At 59.6% G+C, this 15,508-nt stretch carries 13 protein-coding genes; all 13 read left to right on the top strand.

Features of this window, described 5'->3' with window-relative positions; all coding sequences use genetic code 11:
• Positions 1 to 73: 73 nt before the first annotated feature.
• The 13 genes from AB1805_08465 to prmC all read left to right on the top strand — a co-directional run bounded on the left by AB1805_08465 (position 74) and on the right by prmC (position 15,504).
• Positions 74 to 721, top strand: a complete 648-nt coding sequence (locus tag AB1805_08465) for an adenylate kinase (protein ID MEW5745451.1) — start codon at positions 74 to 76, stop codon at positions 719 to 721.
• A gap of 49 nt (positions 722 to 770) precedes the next feature.
• Entirely contained in the window at positions 771 to 1,976 is a 1,206-nt protein-coding gene (sat, locus tag AB1805_08460; GenBank protein ID MEW5745450.1) for a sulfate adenylyltransferase, read from the top strand.
• A gap of 177 nt (positions 1,977 to 2,153) precedes the next feature.
• Entirely contained in the window at positions 2,154 to 2,588 is a 435-nt protein-coding gene (aprB, locus tag AB1805_08455) for an adenylyl-sulfate reductase subunit beta (GenBank protein MEW5745449.1), read from the top strand.
• 18 nt (positions 2,589 to 2,606) lie between these two features.
• Positions 2,607 to 4,586: an adenylyl-sulfate reductase subunit alpha gene (gene aprA, locus AB1805_08450; protein MEW5745448.1), complete on the top strand. Its 1,980-nt coding sequence runs from the start codon at positions 2,607 to 2,609 to the stop codon at positions 4,584 to 4,586.
• A 161-nt stretch (positions 4,587 to 4,747) separates the two neighbouring features.
• Complete coding sequence (locus AB1805_08445) at positions 4,748 to 6,004, top strand: CoB--CoM heterodisulfide reductase iron-sulfur subunit A family protein (GenBank protein MEW5745447.1); 1,257 nt, start codon at positions 4,748 to 4,750, stop codon at positions 6,002 to 6,004.
• A 7-nt stretch (positions 6,005 to 6,011) separates the two neighbouring features.
• A complete protein-coding gene (locus AB1805_08440) occupies positions 6,012 to 8,153 on the top strand; it encodes an FAD-dependent oxidoreductase (protein ID MEW5745446.1) in 2,142 nt (713 codons plus the stop codon).
• A gap of 13 nt (positions 8,154 to 8,166) precedes the next feature.
• Positions 8,167 to 9,285 (top strand): quinone-interacting membrane-bound oxidoreductase complex subunit QmoC, encoded by a 1,119-nt coding sequence (gene qmoC / locus AB1805_08435; GenBank protein MEW5745445.1) that lies wholly within the window; start codon positions 8,167 to 8,169, stop codon positions 9,283 to 9,285.
• 2 nt (positions 9,286 to 9,287) lie between these two features.
• Complete coding sequence (locus AB1805_08430) at positions 9,288 to 9,719, top strand: CBS domain-containing protein (GenBank protein ID MEW5745444.1); 432 nt, start codon at positions 9,288 to 9,290, stop codon at positions 9,717 to 9,719.
• A 197-nt stretch (positions 9,720 to 9,916) separates the two neighbouring features.
• Positions 9,917 to 11,983, top strand: a complete 2,067-nt coding sequence (locus AB1805_08425; protein ID MEW5745443.1) for a sodium-translocating pyrophosphatase — start codon at positions 9,917 to 9,919, stop codon at positions 11,981 to 11,983.
• A 178-nt stretch (positions 11,984 to 12,161) separates the two neighbouring features.
• The gene (gene rpmE, locus AB1805_08420) at positions 12,162 to 12,365 is read left to right on the top strand and encodes a 50S ribosomal protein L31 (GenBank protein ID MEW5745442.1); all 204 of its coding nucleotides are present in this window, start codon (positions 12,162 to 12,164) and stop codon (positions 12,363 to 12,365) included.
• A 96-nt stretch (positions 12,366 to 12,461) separates the two neighbouring features.
• On the top strand, positions 12,462 to 13,412 hold the full coding sequence (locus AB1805_08415; protein MEW5745441.1) for a DUF1385 domain-containing protein: 951 nt from the start codon (positions 12,462 to 12,464) through the stop codon (positions 13,410 to 13,412).
• Positions 13,406 to 14,473 carry a peptide chain release factor 1 gene (gene prfA / locus AB1805_08410; protein ID MEW5745440.1) on the top strand — a complete coding sequence of 356 codons (1,068 nt, stop codon included), beginning with the start codon at positions 13,406 to 13,408 and terminating at the stop codon, positions 14,471 to 14,473. The genes AB1805_08415 and prfA overlap by 7 nt, the downstream gene beginning before the upstream one ends.
• 122 nt (positions 14,474 to 14,595) lie before the next feature.
• The gene (prmC, locus tag AB1805_08405; GenBank protein ID MEW5745439.1) at positions 14,596 to 15,504 is read left to right on the top strand and encodes a peptide chain release factor N(5)-glutamine methyltransferase; all 909 of its coding nucleotides are present in this window, start codon (positions 14,596 to 14,598) and stop codon (positions 15,502 to 15,504) included.
• Positions 15,505 to 15,508: the final 4 nt, after the last annotated feature.

Genomic DNA, 15,508 nt, shown 5'->3' with positions numbered 1-15,508 from the left:
AATTGCTTTACTTTCTGGTGTTCTATTAATTTATAGTGTTGTCCTGAAAAAAATTCCGACGGAGGTTCTCTTGATGAGGATAGTTCTTCTTGGCGCACCGGGAGCAGGAAAAGGTACTCAGGCGAAGAAACTTATCGAAAAATATCCAATGCCCCAGATTTCGACCGGCGATCTTCTCCGGGCGGCAGTCGCTGCAGGAACCCCCCTTGGCAAAGAAGCAAAGTCATATATGGATAAAGGAGAGCTCGTTCCCGACAGCGTTGTCCTCGGTATGGTCGAAGAGCGGCTCAAGCAGGACGATTGCAAAAAAGGCTATATCCTCGACGGTTTCCCCCGGAACACCAAGCAGGCGGAAGCGCTGGACAAGATGCTCGCTTCATTAAATATGCCGCTCAACGCGGCGCTCAGCGTCGATGTGCCCTTCGACGACCTCATGAAGCGGCTCACCGGCAGGAGGACCTGCAAGGCGTGCGGCCAGATGTACAATGTCTACTTCAATCCCCCCAAAAAGGAAGGCGTCTGCGACAAGTGCGGCGGCGAGCTCTTCCAGAGAGATGATGACAGGGAAGAAACCATAAAGAAACGGCTCGAGGTTTACAACTCCCAGACGGCGCCGCTCATCGACTACTACGGCAAGAAGAGCATCCTGAAGTCGGTCTCCGGCACCGGGAGCATCGACGATATCTTCGGCAAGGTCTGCAGCGCGCTCGGGCTCAAATAGCTAGTGCAAAGTGTTGTAACTACATATTACTAAACGAGGAGGTTTCACCATGGCATTAGTCAATCCGCACGGAAAAGAGAAGAAGCTGAAGCCGCTTCTTCTGACGGGCAAGGAGCTCGAAGAGGAGAAGAAAAAAGCGGCCGGCCTCAAGAGAGTCAATATATCATCCCGCGAGACCGGCGACCTTATCATGATGGGCATCGGCGGCTTCTCTCCGCTCGACGGCTTCATGACCTACGAGGACTGGAAGGACGTCTGCGCCGAATACAAGATGGCGGACGGCACCTTCTGGCCGATCCCGATAACCGTCTCTACCGATGATGCGGTCAAAGTCGGCGACGAAGTCGCCCTCTACTCCGAGGAGTTCGGCGAGATCATGGCGACCATGAAGGTCACCGAGACCTACAAGATCGACAAGGAGTACGAGTGCAAGCAGGTCTACCGGACCACCGATATGCAGGACCACCCGGGTGTCAAGATGGTCATGAACCAGGCCGGCACCAACCTCGCCGGGCCGGTAAAGGTCCTCAGCGAGGGCACCTTCCCGAAGGAGTATCCCGGCATTTACCTCACCCCGGCGCAGTCGCGGCATATCTTTACGGAGAAGGGGTGGAGCACGGTTGCGGCGTTCCAGACGAGGAACCCGATGCACCGCTCCCACGAGTACCTCGCCAAGATCGCCGTCGAGACCTGCGACGGCGTCTTCGTCCACATGCTCCTCGGCAAGCTGAAGCCGGGCGACATCCCCTCGGACGTCCGCCAGAAGGCGATCGACGTGCTCGCCGAAAAGTATTTCGTGAAGGACACCATCGTGATCGGCGGCTATCCGCTCGATATGCGCTACGCCGGTCCCCGGGAGGCGCTGCTCCACGCCCTCTTCAGGCAGAACTACGGCTGCAGTCACCTGATCGTCGGACGCGACCACGCGGGCGTGGGCGAGTACTACGGCCCGTTCGATGCGCAGAAGATCTTCGACGAGATCCCGAAGGATGCGCTCGAGACCAAGCCGCTCAAGATCGACTGGACCTTCTGGTGCCACAAATGCGACGGCATGGCATCGATGAGGACCTGCCCGCACGGCAAGGAAGACAGGCTGATCCTGAGCGGGACCAAGCTCAGGAAGATGCTCTCGGAGGGTGAAGAGGTTTCCGACAAGTTCAGCAGGCCCGAGGTCCTCAAGATACTGAGAGAGTACTACGAAGGATTGACCGAGAAGGTCGAGATCAAGACCCATAAATATTCGGAGGGTGCATAAATATTCGAAGGAAAAGGGTGAGGCCGGGATGAGGGAATCCCTTGTCGCGGCCTCACCCTTGACCTGCTTTAACGAAAGGGGGTGCAAGGAAGAGTACCAGAGAAGGCATGTTGTCAGGATGTGCAGCGCCGTGATGGACAGTTCAATCTTTCAAACACCAAAAGGAGGTTATCAGTTATGCCGAGCTATGTAATTACGGAAAAGTGCGATGGCTGCAAGGCGCAGGACAAGACTGCCTGCCAGTACATCTGCCCGAACGACCTCATGACCCTCAACCGGGATATCATGAAGGCCTACAACCAGGAGCCGGAGCAGTGCTGGGAGTGCTACAACTGCGTGAAGATCTGCCCTCAGCAGGCGATCGAGGTGAGGGGCTACCAGGACTTCAACCCGCTGGGCGGTAACGTTATCCCGATGAGAGGCACCGACTCCATCATGTGGACCATCAAGTTCAGGAACGGGTCCCTCAAGAGATTCAAGTTCCCCATCAGAACCACTCCGGAAGGCTCTATCGACCCCTACAAAGGGAAGCCGGAGCCCGATTTTGCAAAGTTGAAGCAGCCTGGCTACTTCAATTACGAGGCCAGAAAATCTGCGCAGGTAAAAGCGTAACTAAAGGAGGGACGATAGATGGAAAAGGAAACCTGTAATTTTTCATTTTGCGCAAAACCGGAAGTTGTTGAGATAGAGACCGATCTGCTCCTCATCGGCGGCGGTATGGCATGCTGCGGCGCAGCCTATGAGGCAGCCCGCTGGGCGACCCCGAAGGGCATCAAGATCATGATGGTCGACAAGGCCGCTACCGACAGAAGCGGCGCCGTCGCCATGGGTCTTTCGGCAATCAACACCTACTGCGGCGAGAACGACCCCGCAGATTACGTCAAGTACGTCAGGAACGACCTGATGGGCATCATCAGGGAAGACCTCGTCTTCGACCTCGGCAGACACGTCGACGACTCCGTCCACCTCTTCGAAGAGTGGGGACTCCCGATCTGGAAAAAGGCCGACGACGGGTTCTCCCTCGACGGCTTCCAGGCAAGAGACCAGGGGAAGGCGCTGCTGCGGGACGGCGGCACCCCCGTCCGCTCCGGTAAGTGGCAGATCATGATCAACGGTGAGTCCTACAAGGTCATCGTTGCAGAGGCCGCCAAGAAGGCGCTCGAGTACAACAGGCAGGCGACCGGCGTTCCCCAGAACCACTTCGAGAGAGTCTTCATCGTGAAGCTCTACCACGATGCCAACGACCCGAAGCGGGTTGCCGCAGCCGCGGGCTTCAGTGTCCGTGAGAACAAAGTGTACCTCTTCAAGGCGAAGGCGATGATCAACGCCGCCGGCGGCGCGGTTAACGTCTTCAGGCCGCGTTCTACCCAGGAAGGCCAGGGCCGGGCATGGTACCCGGTATGGAACTCCGGTTCGGGCTACGCCCTCGGCATGCAGGCCGGCGCAGAGCTCACCATGATGGAGAACAGGTTCGTGCCCGCCCGCTTCAAGGACGGCTACGGTCCTGTCGGCGCATGGTTCCTCTTCTTCAAGGCGAAGGCGACGAACTCCCTCGGCGAAGACTACTGCGTAACGCACATGGAGGATACCAAGAAGCTCTACAGCCCCTATGCCGAGAAGCTCGGCACCGCCATCAGAAACCACATGATGATGGTCGATATGAAGGCCGGCAAGGGCCCGATCCTCATGAATACCCATCTCGCCATGCAGGAGCTCGCAAAGACCATGGACGCCAAGAGGATCAAGCACCTCGAGGCAGAGGCATGGGAAGACTTCCTCGATATGTGCATCGGCCAGGCAGGTCTCTGGGCTTGTAAGAACATCGAGCCCGACAAGGAACCTTCCGAGATCATGCCGACCGAGCCGTACCTCCTCGGTTCGCATGCCGGTTGCGCAGGCTTCTGGTGCAGCGGCCCCGGCGACATCGCGGGTACCCCTGAGCACTACTCCTGGGGCTACAACAGGATGTCGACCGTACCGGGCCTCTTCATGGCCGGCGACATCTGCGGCGCTTCGGGCCACAAGTTCTCCTCCGGCTCGCACGCCGAGGGAAGAATCGCTGCCAAGGCCGCTCTTGCCTTCATCCTTGACAATGCCAGCTACAAGCCGGCCATCAAGGAGACCGCGGACCAGATCGCTGCAGAGCTCTATCTGCCGTTCGAGGTCTACGAGAAGTACAAGACCTTCTCGACCGACCCGTCCATGAACCCGCACTACATCAGGCCCAAGATGCTCCAGACCAGGCTCCAGAAGATCGCCGACGAGTACTTCGGCGGAATCTCGACCTGGTACATGACCTCGAAGACCATGCTGAACGAGGGCCTGAAGCAGCTCGATATGCTCAAGGAAGACGCTTCCAAGAGCGCAGCAAGCAACCTCCACGAGCTCATGAGGGCATGGGAGAACTTCCACAGAATTCTCTCGGTCGAAGCCCACGCACGCCACATCCTCTTCAGGGAAGAGTCCCGGTATCCCGGCTACTACTACAGAGGCGACTTCCTCGCTATCAACGACAAGGACTGGAAGTGCTTCGTCAACTCGAAGTACGATGCCGAGAAGAACACCTGGGAGCTCAAGAAGGTTCCCTATGTCCAGATGTTTGCTGAATAAGTAACCAACACCGCGAGAGGGGCCGCAAGGCCCCTCTCGCCCTAAAATTCCATGGCCATACGATCCCATGGTAGTTTATAATGTTCGACGGGTAGCGCTCCCTGCCCGTCGAGCAGTATAAACTACCTAACGCGAGCAAGTCGCATAAAGGAGGAAGCAGTATGTCAGAACAAACGAAACAGACCAATCGCATATTAGTGATTGGCGGCGGCTTCAGCGGTCTGACCACGGCAGTGGATGCTGCGGAGACGGGCGCGGAAGTTGTAGTAATAGAAAGGAATCCCTACCTTGGCGGCAGGGTTGCTCAGCTCAACAAGTACTTCCCGAAGCTGTGTCCTCCCATCTGCGGACTCGAGCTGAACTTCAGGAGGCTCAAGACCAACCCGCTGATAAGCTTCCATACCATGGCAGAGGTCGAAAGCGTTTCCGGCGGCCCCGGCGACTATACGGTCACGGTGAAGCAGCATCCCCGCTATGTCAACGATAACTGCGTCGCCTGCAACGCCTGTGCCGAGGCATGCCCCGCGGAGCGGCCGAATGCCTACAATTTCGGCATGGACACCACGAAGGCAGCCTACCTCCCCTTCAACCAGGCGTTCCCGCAGAAGTACGTCATCGACGGCGCCGCCTGCAAGGGAGACTGCGGCAAGGCCTGCCAGGATGCCTGCAAGTACAATGCGGTCGATCTCGGCATGCAGGCCGAGACCCTCACCTTCAAGGTCAGCTCGATCGTCGTCGCCACCGGCTGGAATCCCTACGATGCGAACAAGCTCGATATCCTCGGCTACGGCAGCGTGAAGAACGTCATCACCAACATGATGATGGAGCGCCTGGCGTCACCGACAGGCCCGACGGGCGGCAAGATCGTGCGTCCCTCCGACGGGAAGCCGGTGCAGAATATCGTCTTCGTCCAGTGTGCGGGAAGCAGGGATGAGAACCACCTCCCCTTCTGTTCCTATATATGCTGCCTGGCCTCGCTGAAGCAGACCACCTACATTCGCGAACAGAACCCCGATTCAAAGGCGCGGATCTTCTATATCGATATCAGGACGCCCGGCAAGTACGAGAAGTTCTACTGGAAGGTGAAGGACGACCCGAACGTCACGTTCACCAAGGGCAAGGTCGCCAGGATCACCCAGGCCGAAGGCTCGGACGATGTGATCGTCGAGGCCGAAGACATGCAGACCGGCGACAAGGTGAAAGTGAAGGCCGATATGGTCGTGCTCGCCACCGGCATGGAGCCGGCGGGCGCGAGCAGGCAGATCGGCGGGCTGACCTACACGGATACGGGTTTTTCGGTATCGACGCAGGGCGTTCACGCTGCCGGCTGCAGCAAAAACCCCATGGACGTTGCCAGATCAGCCCAGGATTCGACGAGCGCGGTGCTGAAGGCAATTACAACAGGACAGGGGAGGTAAGCACAGAATGGATAAGAATATCGGGTTATATATATGCACCGGCTGCTCCATCGGGGACGCCGTTGATGTCGAAAAGTGCAGCACCATCGCGAAGAACGCCTTGCGGCTTCCGGTCGTCAAGTCCCACTTCGCGCTCTGCGGCAAGGAGGGCCTCGAGCTCATCAACAACGATATCAGGAACGAGGGCGTCAATACCGTCGTCGTCGCCGCATGCTCTCCGCGGGTAAAGTACGAGGAGTTCGACTTCCCCGGCTGCATCGTCGAGCGGGCCCCCCTCAGGGAGCTGGCGGTCTGGAGCCAGGAGCCCGAGCAGGCGCAGCTCGCCGCCGAAGACTATATCAAGATGTCGGTCATCAAGGCGCAGAAGGGAGACCTTCCCGAGCCTTACCTGATGGAGACGGACAGGACGATCCTCGTCATCGGCGGCGGCATCGCGGGAATGACGGCGGCGCTCAAGGCGGCGAACTCGGGCTACAAGGTCGTGCTCGTCGAAAAGGAGGCGCAGCTCGGCGGGTTCCTGAACAAGCTCTACAAGAAAGTCCCGGCATCACCCGGCGAGTATGCGCGGCCGCTGATCGTCGATGTCGACATCGACAAGACGATCAAAGAGGTCGAGAGCAACCCGAATATAAAGGTCTATAAGTCATCCAAGGTCGAGAAGACCGACGGCCAGCCCGGCGCCTTCGATGTCACCATCTCGACGAACGGGAATTCCGAAGTGGTGAAGATCGGCTCGGTCGTCCTGGCTGCCGGCTGGAGACCCTACGACGCCACGAAGCTCGAGCACCTCGGCTACGGCGTCTCGAAGGATGTGGTGACCAACATCGAGTTCGAAGAGATCGCCCGCAAGGGCAGGATCACGAGGCCGTCCGACGGGAAGGAGGCGAAGAGAGTCGCCTTCATCCAGTGCGCGGGCCAGAGGGACCCGAATCACCTTCCGTACTGTTCGGCCATGTGCTGCACGACCTCGCTGAAGCAGGCGCAGTACGTACGGCAGAGTGCCGATGCGACGGCGATGATCCTCTATAAGGATATCAGGACCCCGGGAAACCTCGAGTTCTATTATAAGGCGGCGCAGAACGATCCCGGCGTCATGCTCACCAAGGGCGACGTGACAGGGGTTACCGATGCCGGAGACGGCACCCTCCATGTCGCTATGGAGAACAGCCTGCTCGGCCAGAAGGTGAAGCTCGAGGCCGACCTGGTGGTGCTCGCCACCGGCGTCGTCCCGGCGACCGTGGACGATCCGATCCTCAATCTCCAGTACCGCCAGGGACCGGGCCTGCCCGACCTCGATCTCTACGACGGCTTCGCCGACTCCAACTTCATCTGCTTCCAGTACGAGACGAGGAGAACCGGCGTCTACGCCGCCGGCGCGGTGAGACAGCCCATGAACATGGCAGAGGCCCAGGAAGACGCGACCGGCGCGGCCCTCAAGGCGATCCAGTCCGCAGAGCATGTGGCGAAGGGCATCGCGGTGCACCCGCGGGCGTGGGATATGACCTATCCCGATCCCTTCATGCAGAGATGTACCTCCTGTAAGCGCTGCACCGAAGAGTGCCCGTTCGGCGCTATCGATGAGGACGAGAAGGGGACGCCGTTCTACAAGCCCGGCCGCTGCCGGCGGTGCGCGACCTGTATGGGCGCCTGCCCTGAGCGTATCGTCTCCTTCAAGGACTACCATGTCGATATGATCGGCTCGATGCTGAAGAACGTCTCGGTCCCTTCCGATGACGACAAGCCGAGGATCATCGTGCTCGCCTGCGAGAACGACGCTTACCCGGCGATCGACACCGCGGCCTTCAAGCGTGAGAGGATCGATACGGCGGTGAGGATCATACAGCTCAGGTGTCTCGGCTCGACGAACCTCGTCTGGATCGCCGACGCGCTCTCGCGGGGCGTCGACGGCATGCTGCTGCTCGGCTGCAAGTTCGGGGAGAACTACCAGTGCCACTTTGCGAAGGGCAGCGAGCTCGCGAACTACCGCCTCAGCAAGGTCCAGGAGACGCTCGGCAGGCTGCAGCTCGAGTCCGAGAGAGTCCAGATGGTCCAGCTCGCGATCGACGAGTACGACAACGTATCCAAGATCATCGGCGACTTTGTAGCGCGCGTGAAAGAAATAGGCCCCAATCCGTTCAAGGGCTTCTAGGAGGATAGAGAGTATGTCAGAACAGGTGATAAAGCCGGATTTGAATTTCGTCAACGATATTATCGCTTCGGGCGGGGAATCGCTCAAGAAGTGCTACCAGTGCTCCACCTGCACGGTGGTCTGCAACGTCACGCCCGACAGCAAGCCGTTCCCCCGGAAAGAGATGATGTATGCGCAGTGGGGCCTGAAGGACAAGCTCCTGAGCAACCCCGACGTATGGCTCTGCCACCAGTGCAGCGACTGTACGGCCCACTGCCCGAGAGGGGCGAAGCCGGGCGAGGTGCTCGGCGCCGTGCGGAAAATGACGATCAGGGAGTATTCGCCGGTCGGGCCGCTGGCGGCGATGGTGGGCGATCCCAAATATCTGCTCTTCCTCTTCGCGCTCCCGGTCCTGATCTTCCTCGGCATTACGATGATGCTCGGGACGCTCACCGCCCCTCTCCGGGGCGAGAACGGCGGCATCGTCTACGCCAATTTCATTCCCGTACCGTATATCGACGCGGTCTTCGTCGCGGCAGCCTCGTTTGCAGCGCTCTGCTTCGCCCTCGGCATCAGGAACTACTGGAAGGCGATGAGCGGCGGAAAGAGCCTCGACGGCAACCTGGTGGAGAGCATCAAGGTGACCGTTGCCGATATCCTCGCTCATAAGCGGTTCAAGGAGTGCAACGTGGCGAAGGAGCGGTCGACGGCGCATCTCCTCGTCTTCTATTCCTTCGCGGGGCTCGCGGTTACGACGACGTGGGCCATCGTGTATCTCTACGGGTTCCACTGGGAGTCCCCGTATCCGCTCTACGATCCCATGAAGATCCTCGGCAACATAAGCGCCGCGGCCCTTCTCATCGGTATTACGCTCGTCACCAGCAACCGCCTGAAGAACGCCGAAAAGGCGGGCAAGGGCAGCTATTTCGACTGGCTCTTCATCACGGTGATCTTCGTCATCGTGCTCACCGGGATCGGGGCCCAGGTCTTCAGGCTCGCGGATATCGGGCTGCTCGCGTATCCGACCTACTTCGTTCACCTCGTTTTCGTCTTCTTCCTCTTTGCGTATGCCCCGTTCTCGAAGATGGCGCACATGGTCTACCGGACAACGGCGATGGTCTTCGCAAAGCATACGGCGAGGGAAGGTAAATAGCTATGGCGATCAAGGTTCGGGACATCCTGAAGGACAAGGGGCTTGAAGTCATCGCCATTGACAGCAGCGTCACCGTCGATGCCGCGGTCAAGAAGATGGTGGAGCGCAACATCGGCGCTATCCTCGTCATGGAGGAGGGCAATTTCGTCGGCATGTTTACCGAGCGCGATGCCCTCAGGTGCTGGTCGGCGCACGGCCCGTTCGACAAGGTCCTCGTCAAGGACATCATGAGCAAGACGATCCGTGTCGCCGAGCCCGGGGATGATCTCGAGTACGTGATGTCCATTATGAGCCACGAGCGGATCCGCCATCTGCCGGTCATCGACCACGGGCATATGGTGGGCGTGGTCTCGATCCGCGACGTGGTCAAGTATCATATCGGAAACCTTGAGGCAGAGGTCCGGTACCTGAAGGATTACATGTTCAGCTCCTGAGCGCGTATCCGATCGGGTGCGGACCCGCCCTTTCGCCGTGGAGGGGCGTTGGCAATGACCGTTACAAGGGAGGTGATCCGAAGGTAAAGGCGAGGCGTAACCGTGACGCATGGTAACAAGAGGAGAGATAAAAAATAACAGGAGTTGCTCGGCAGTACTAATGCGGCTGTAGAAAATTATCGAAGGAGGTAGGATTCATGAGTTCAATCATTCTCTTTGCCCTTGCCTGCGGCGGACTGGGCGTTCTGTACGCGCTCTACACCGCGGCATGGGTTTCCAAGCAGGATGCCGGTACCCAGCGGATGCAGCAGATTTCCAACGCGGTAAAAGAGGGAGCCTACGCATTTCTTGCCCGTGAATACAAGACCGTGGCGATGGTCGCCGTTGTCCTCTTCATTGCTCTCTTTGCACTGCTTGGTTCCTGGACCGCTATCGGCTTCCTGATCGGTACGGTGGGTTCCGCATTCGCCGGTTTCGTCGGCATGTGGGTTACGGTCAGGGCGAACGTCCGTACGACACAGGCTGCGTCGAAGGGGCTCCAGAACGCGCTCACCCTTTCCTTTAAGGGCGGCTCGGTGACCGGCCTCATGGTGGTCGGCCTCGGCATCATCGGCATCGCGGGCTATTTCGCGCTGGTCAGGGGTGTGGCCGGTGAGGAGGCGTTCCATGCCCTCATCGGGCTCGGCTTCGGCTGCTCGCTGATGTCCGTCTTCGCCCGTATCGCGGGCGGTATCTACACCAAGGCTGCTGACGTGGGCGCCGACCTCGTCGGCAAGGTCGAGGCAGGCATTCCCGAAGACGACCCGAGGAACCCCGCGGTCATCGCCGATAACGTCGGTGACAACGTCGGCGACTGCGCAGGAATGGCAGCCGACCTGTACGAAACCTATACGGTCACGCTGGTCGCCGCTATGCTGCTCGCCAAGTCGGTCTTCGGCGCCGACAGCCCGTGGGTCGAGTTCCCGCTGCTGCTGGGCGGCGTCTCGATCATCGCATCGATCATCGGCACCTATTTCGTCAAGCTCGGCGCAAAGCAGTACATTATGGGCGCGCTGTACAAAGGTCTCGCGGTCTCGGGTATCCTGGCCGCGATCGCATTCTACGGAGTGACCCAGTGGTTCATGGGGCAGCTCGGCGGTGATACGGGCGGCTTCACCCCGATGAGCGTCTTCGGTACGGCCTTGATCGGCCTCGCCCTGACCGGCCTCATCGTCTGGATTACGGAGTACTACACCGCCAAGGAATACAGGCCCGTGAAGACGATCGCCAAGGCGAGCCTCACCGGCCACGGCACGAACGTGATCGCCGGTCTCGCGATGAGCATGGAGGCGACGGCGCTTCCGGCGCTCGTGATCGTCGGCGCGATACTCGGCGCCTTCTCTCTCGGCGGAGGCTTCAGCGACAACGTCGGCGGAGGTCTCTTTGCGATCGCTCTTTCCGCTGTTTCGATGCTCTCGATGACCGGTATCGTCGTCGCCATCGACTCGTACGGTCCGATTACGGACAACGCGGGCGGTATCGCCGAGATGGCCGAGCTCCCCTCTGCGGTCAGGGACGTGACCGACCCGCTCGATGCGGTCGGCAATACCACCAAGGCGGTTACCAAGGGATACGCGATCGGCTCGGCCGGTCTCGCGGCGCTCGTTCTCTTTGCGGAGTACTCGCGAGAGCTTGCGGCGCGGATGGGCGGTGTCGCCTTCGACCTCTCCGACCCCTACGTCATCGCCGGTCTTTTCATCGGCGGCCTTATCCCGTACTATTTCGGCGGCAGGCTGATGCTTGCGGTCGGCAGGGCGGCGGGCGGTGTTGTCATTGAGGTCCGGAGGCAGTTCCGCGAGATCAAGGGCATCATGGAAGGCACTGGCAAGCCGGAGTACGGCAAGTGCGTCGATATCGTCACCAAGTCGGCCATCAGGGAGATGATGGTTCCTGCCCTCATCCCCGTGGCGGCTCCTATTGTCGTCGGCTTCGTGCTCGGCCCCAAGGCCCTGGGCGGCGTGCTCATCGGAAGCATCCTCACCGGACTCTTCCAGGCGATCGCGATGACCAGCGGCGGCGGCGCATGGGACAACGCCAAGAAGTCCTTTGAAGACGGCGTTACCGACGACAAGGGCGTCCTGCACAAGAAAGGGAGCGACGGACACAAGGCCTCGGTTACGGGCGATACGGTCGGCGATCCCTACAAGGACACTGCGGGTCCGGCGATCAACCCGATGATCAAGGTCATCAATATCGTCGCCCTGCTTATCGTTCCGTTAATGTAGCAGCACCGCAGCACGAGAGCCGGCAGGCCCCCCTGCCGGCTCTTTGTTTTTGTGCGCTCCCGCCCTGCAAGAGCCGGTGGAGGAGGTAATCGTGTGCTGCCGTGATCGTCAGCCCCTTGCCAAAGGGCTTTCCCATTTAGTAAAATAATAATTCAATTCTAAAGCAGGAGGTTGCACGGTGAAAGAGGGAATCCATCCGAACTATAAAGAGACGAAGGTTGTCTGCGCCTGCGGCGAGTCGTTTACCACCAGGTCAACCACCAGGGACGCCATCCGCGTGGACATATGCTCGAAGTGCCATCCGTTCTTTACCGGCAAGCAGAAGCTTGTGGATGCCGAGGGCAGGGTCGATAAGTTCAGGAAAAAATACGCAAAGAAGTAGCGGCGACAGATCAGGGTTAGAGACGACGCCTCCGCCGGACGGGTCACCTCTAGCCCTTTTTTATTGATTCGTTAAACAGCAAACCGCAGAGGAATAATGAAGAACATCGGCGGACAGGCGGTTATCGAGGGGGTGATGATGAAGTCCCCCGCCGGCTGGAGCGTGGCGGTCAGGAACCCGCGGGGAGAGATCAGCCTCAAGCTCGAGAGGACCCGGAAGCAGTCGCGGTTTCTGAAACTGCCGGTCATCCGGGGAGTGGTCGCGCTGGGGCAGGCGCTCTCGATCGGCATCAAGGCGATAGAATTTTCTGGCAATGTGGCGTACCAGGAGAAGGACGGGGAAAAGCCCCTGAGCCCGCTCAGCATGGCCCTCACCATCGGCACGGCAATGGCGCTCGCCGTCGCCCTCTTCGTTATCCTGCCTCTCTTTCTTACCAAGCTGACGGGCGGCGTGGTCCAGGGCGTTTCGACGAGCTCGGTTCTCTTCAACCTCGTCGACGGCGTGATCCGGGTGGGGATATTCCTGCTCTACGTCCTCTCGATCGGCCTCTGGAAAGAGATGCGCAGGATCTACGAGTACCACGGCGCGGAGCACAAAGTAATCTACGCTTATGAGGCGGGCGAGGCCCTGACCGTCGAGAACGCGAAGAAGTACAAGCCCTACCACCCGCGGTGCGGGACGAGCTTTCTGCTGATCGTCATGGTCATCAGCATCCTCGTCTTCTCGACGATCCCGCAGACCTGGTCCTTTGCCGGGAAGGCGGCGTCGCGGCTGGTGCTCATACCGCTCATTGCCGGGGTGTCGTATGAGGTCCTGAGGCTCTCCGCAAAGATGAAGCATAATCCGCTGATGGGCGTGGTGGTCCTTCCGGGACTGCTGCTGCAGCGTCTCACCGTTCGGGAGCCCGATGCGGCACAGATCGAGGTGGCGCTGACCGCCATGAACGAGGTGCTGAAGCTGGAGGGCGCGGATGCAGCGCCTCCCCGGGAGGCCTGCACGCACTGCACAGGGCCAGAGGAACGGCATGCCAGAGGAACGACATGTTAGATAAACTGCTCGCCATCGAAGCAAAATACGAGGACATCACCACGGCACTGGTGAACCCCGAGGTCCTCTCGAACGCCCAGGCGTACCAGAAGTATTCCCGGGAGCAGGCTGAGCTCGCCCCTCTCGTCGAAAAGCTCAGGGAGTACAAGAAGCTCCTTTCCGATATGGAGGGGGCGGAAGAGCTCATGAGGAGCAGTGACGGCGACGGCGACCTGCGCGACCTCGCCCGGGAGGAGCTCGAGGAGCTGAAGAGCAGAAAACCGCTCCTCGAGAGCGAGCTCAAGATCATGCTGCTCCCGAAAGACCCGAGAGACGACCGGAACGTTATCCTCGAGATCAGGGCGGGCACCGGCGGCGAAGAGGCGTCGCTCTTTGCAGCGAGCCTTTTCAGGATGTACTCCAAGTATGCCGAGTCGCGGCGGTGGAAGATCGAGATCATCGACTCCAGCCCCACCGGCCTCGGCGGCCTGAAAGAGGTGGTCGCGAATATAACCGGCAAGGGCGCTTACAGCAGGCTGAAGTACGAGAGCGGCGTGCATCGCGTGCAGCGTGTGCCGGTGACCGAGGCGTCGGGAAGGATCCATACCTCGGCGGCGACCGTGGCGGTGCTGCCCGAAGCAGAAGAGGTGGATATCAGGATAGAGGAGAAGGATCTGAGGATCGACACCTTCTGCTCTTCCGGCGCCGGGGGGCAGAGCGTCAACACCACCTATTCCGCGGTGAGGATCACGCATATCCCTACCGGCATGGTGGTGCAGTGCCAGGATGAGCGCTCCCAGCTGAAGAACCGGGAAAAGGCCCTGAAGGTGCTGCGGTCCCGGCTGCTCGAGCTCGAGATAGAGAAGAAGGAGAAGGAGCGTGCCGCAGACAGGAAGACGCAGGTCGGCTCCGGAGACCGGAGCGAGCGCATCCGGACCTACAATTATCCCCAGAACAGGGTCACCGACCACCGCATAGGGCTCACCCTTCACAAGCTGGAGCAGGTGCTCGAGGGCGATCTCGACGATGTTATCGACGCCCTGATCACCCACTACCAGGCCGAGCGGCTGAAGGAACTGTAACGGTGTAAATGCCAAACACCAACTACCAGATTCCCAATGAACGCAGATGCCCAAAACCCAGAGTCCCGAACTCTCTCTGAGCCTTTGGTTGTCATGTGCAGTTTGAGATGTGGAGCTTCCCCATGAAGGCCCTTCAGAAAATAAAAGAGGTTTCGGATGTTCTCGAAGAGAACGGAATCGAGGATGCTCCTGCAGAGGCTGCACTGCTCGTTGCGGAGCTGCTCCCTGTCGGTAAGGCGAGGCTGTATGCCGATAACCCGGAGCTGCCCGCTGCCCTTTCCGCCGCAGTCGACGCCGGAGCTGCCCGGCGGCTTAAGGGCGAGCCGCTCCAGTATATCATCGGGCATGTCCCGTTCCATGGTCTGCGCATCAACGTAGGGCCGGGCGTGCTCATCCCGCGGCCCGAGACCGAGCTGCTCGTGGAAGAGACGATAAAACGGGTCATGGGTCATGGGTCACGGGTCATGAGCTATGGAGAGCAGGGTTCAGAATCTGATGGTTTACCTGTTACCCATCACCCCTCACCGAGCGCCATTCTCGACCTCTGCACCGGCAGCGGGTGCATCGCTCTCGCGCTTGCAAAGCATTTCCCCGATGCCGAGGTGTATGGCGTCGATCAGTCAGAAGCGGCGCTGGTGTATGCGACGCAGAACGCGCTCGAAAACGGTATCGGGAATGTTCATTTCAGATGGGGCGATCTGTTCGACCCGGTACGCTCCCGGCAGTTCGACTGCATTGTCTCTAACCCTCCCTATATTGCGAGGAGCGAGATAGCGACGCTGCAGCGGGAGGTAAAGGAGTACGAGCCTTACGAAGCGCTCGACGGAGGGCCGGACGGGCTCGAATTCTACCGGAAGATACTCGGGCAGGCGCCTGCCCGTCTTCGAGAGAACGGGATACTCGTACTCGAAATGGGGTTCGGCCAGGCGCGCAGTGTCGAAGCGATGGCCGTGAAAGCGGGCTTGAGCGGTATCGAGACCGTAAAAGACTATGCAGGAATCGAGAGAATCATTATCGGACGACGCCACTAAGGAG

The organism is Nitrospirota bacterium, assembly GCA_040752355.1.
GTDB lineage: Bacteria > Nitrospirota > Thermodesulfovibrionia > Thermodesulfovibrionales > Dissulfurispiraceae > JBFMCP01.
Note: the sequence above shows the minus strand (reverse complement) of the source record. Positions and strands in the feature narration are given on the sequence as shown.

Excerpts from the sequence above, each read along its gene's own strand:
- AB1805_08465 (MEW5745451.1), top strand. The coding sequence starts at position 74 with ATGAGGATAGTTCTTCTTGGCGCACCGGGAGCAGGAAAAGGTACTCAG.
- sat (MEW5745450.1), top strand. The coding sequence starts at position 771 with ATGGCATTAGTCAATCCGCACGGAAAAGAGAAGAAGCTGAAGCCGCTT.
- aprB (MEW5745449.1), top strand. The coding sequence starts at position 2,154 with ATGCCGAGCTATGTAATTACGGAAAAGTGCGATGGCTGCAAGGCGCAG.
- aprA (MEW5745448.1), top strand. The coding sequence starts at position 2,607 with ATGGAAAAGGAAACCTGTAATTTTTCATTTTGCGCAAAACCGGAAGTT.
- AB1805_08445 (MEW5745447.1), top strand. The coding sequence starts at position 4,748 with ATGTCAGAACAAACGAAACAGACCAATCGCATATTAGTGATTGGCGGC.
- AB1805_08440 (MEW5745446.1), top strand. The coding sequence starts at position 6,012 with ATGGATAAGAATATCGGGTTATATATATGCACCGGCTGCTCCATCGGG.
- qmoC (MEW5745445.1), top strand. The coding sequence starts at position 8,167 with ATGTCAGAACAGGTGATAAAGCCGGATTTGAATTTCGTCAACGATATT.
- AB1805_08430 (MEW5745444.1), top strand. The coding sequence starts at position 9,288 with ATGGCGATCAAGGTTCGGGACATCCTGAAGGACAAGGGGCTTGAAGTC.
- AB1805_08425 (MEW5745443.1), top strand. The coding sequence starts at position 9,917 with ATGAGTTCAATCATTCTCTTTGCCCTTGCCTGCGGCGGACTGGGCGTT.
- AB1805_08415 (MEW5745441.1), top strand. The coding sequence starts at position 12,462 with ATGAAGAACATCGGCGGACAGGCGGTTATCGAGGGGGTGATGATGAAG.
- prfA (MEW5745440.1), top strand. The coding sequence starts at position 13,406 with ATGTTAGATAAACTGCTCGCCATCGAAGCAAAATACGAGGACATCACC.
- prmC (MEW5745439.1), top strand. The coding sequence starts at position 14,596 with ATGAAGGCCCTTCAGAAAATAAAAGAGGTTTCGGATGTTCTCGAAGAG.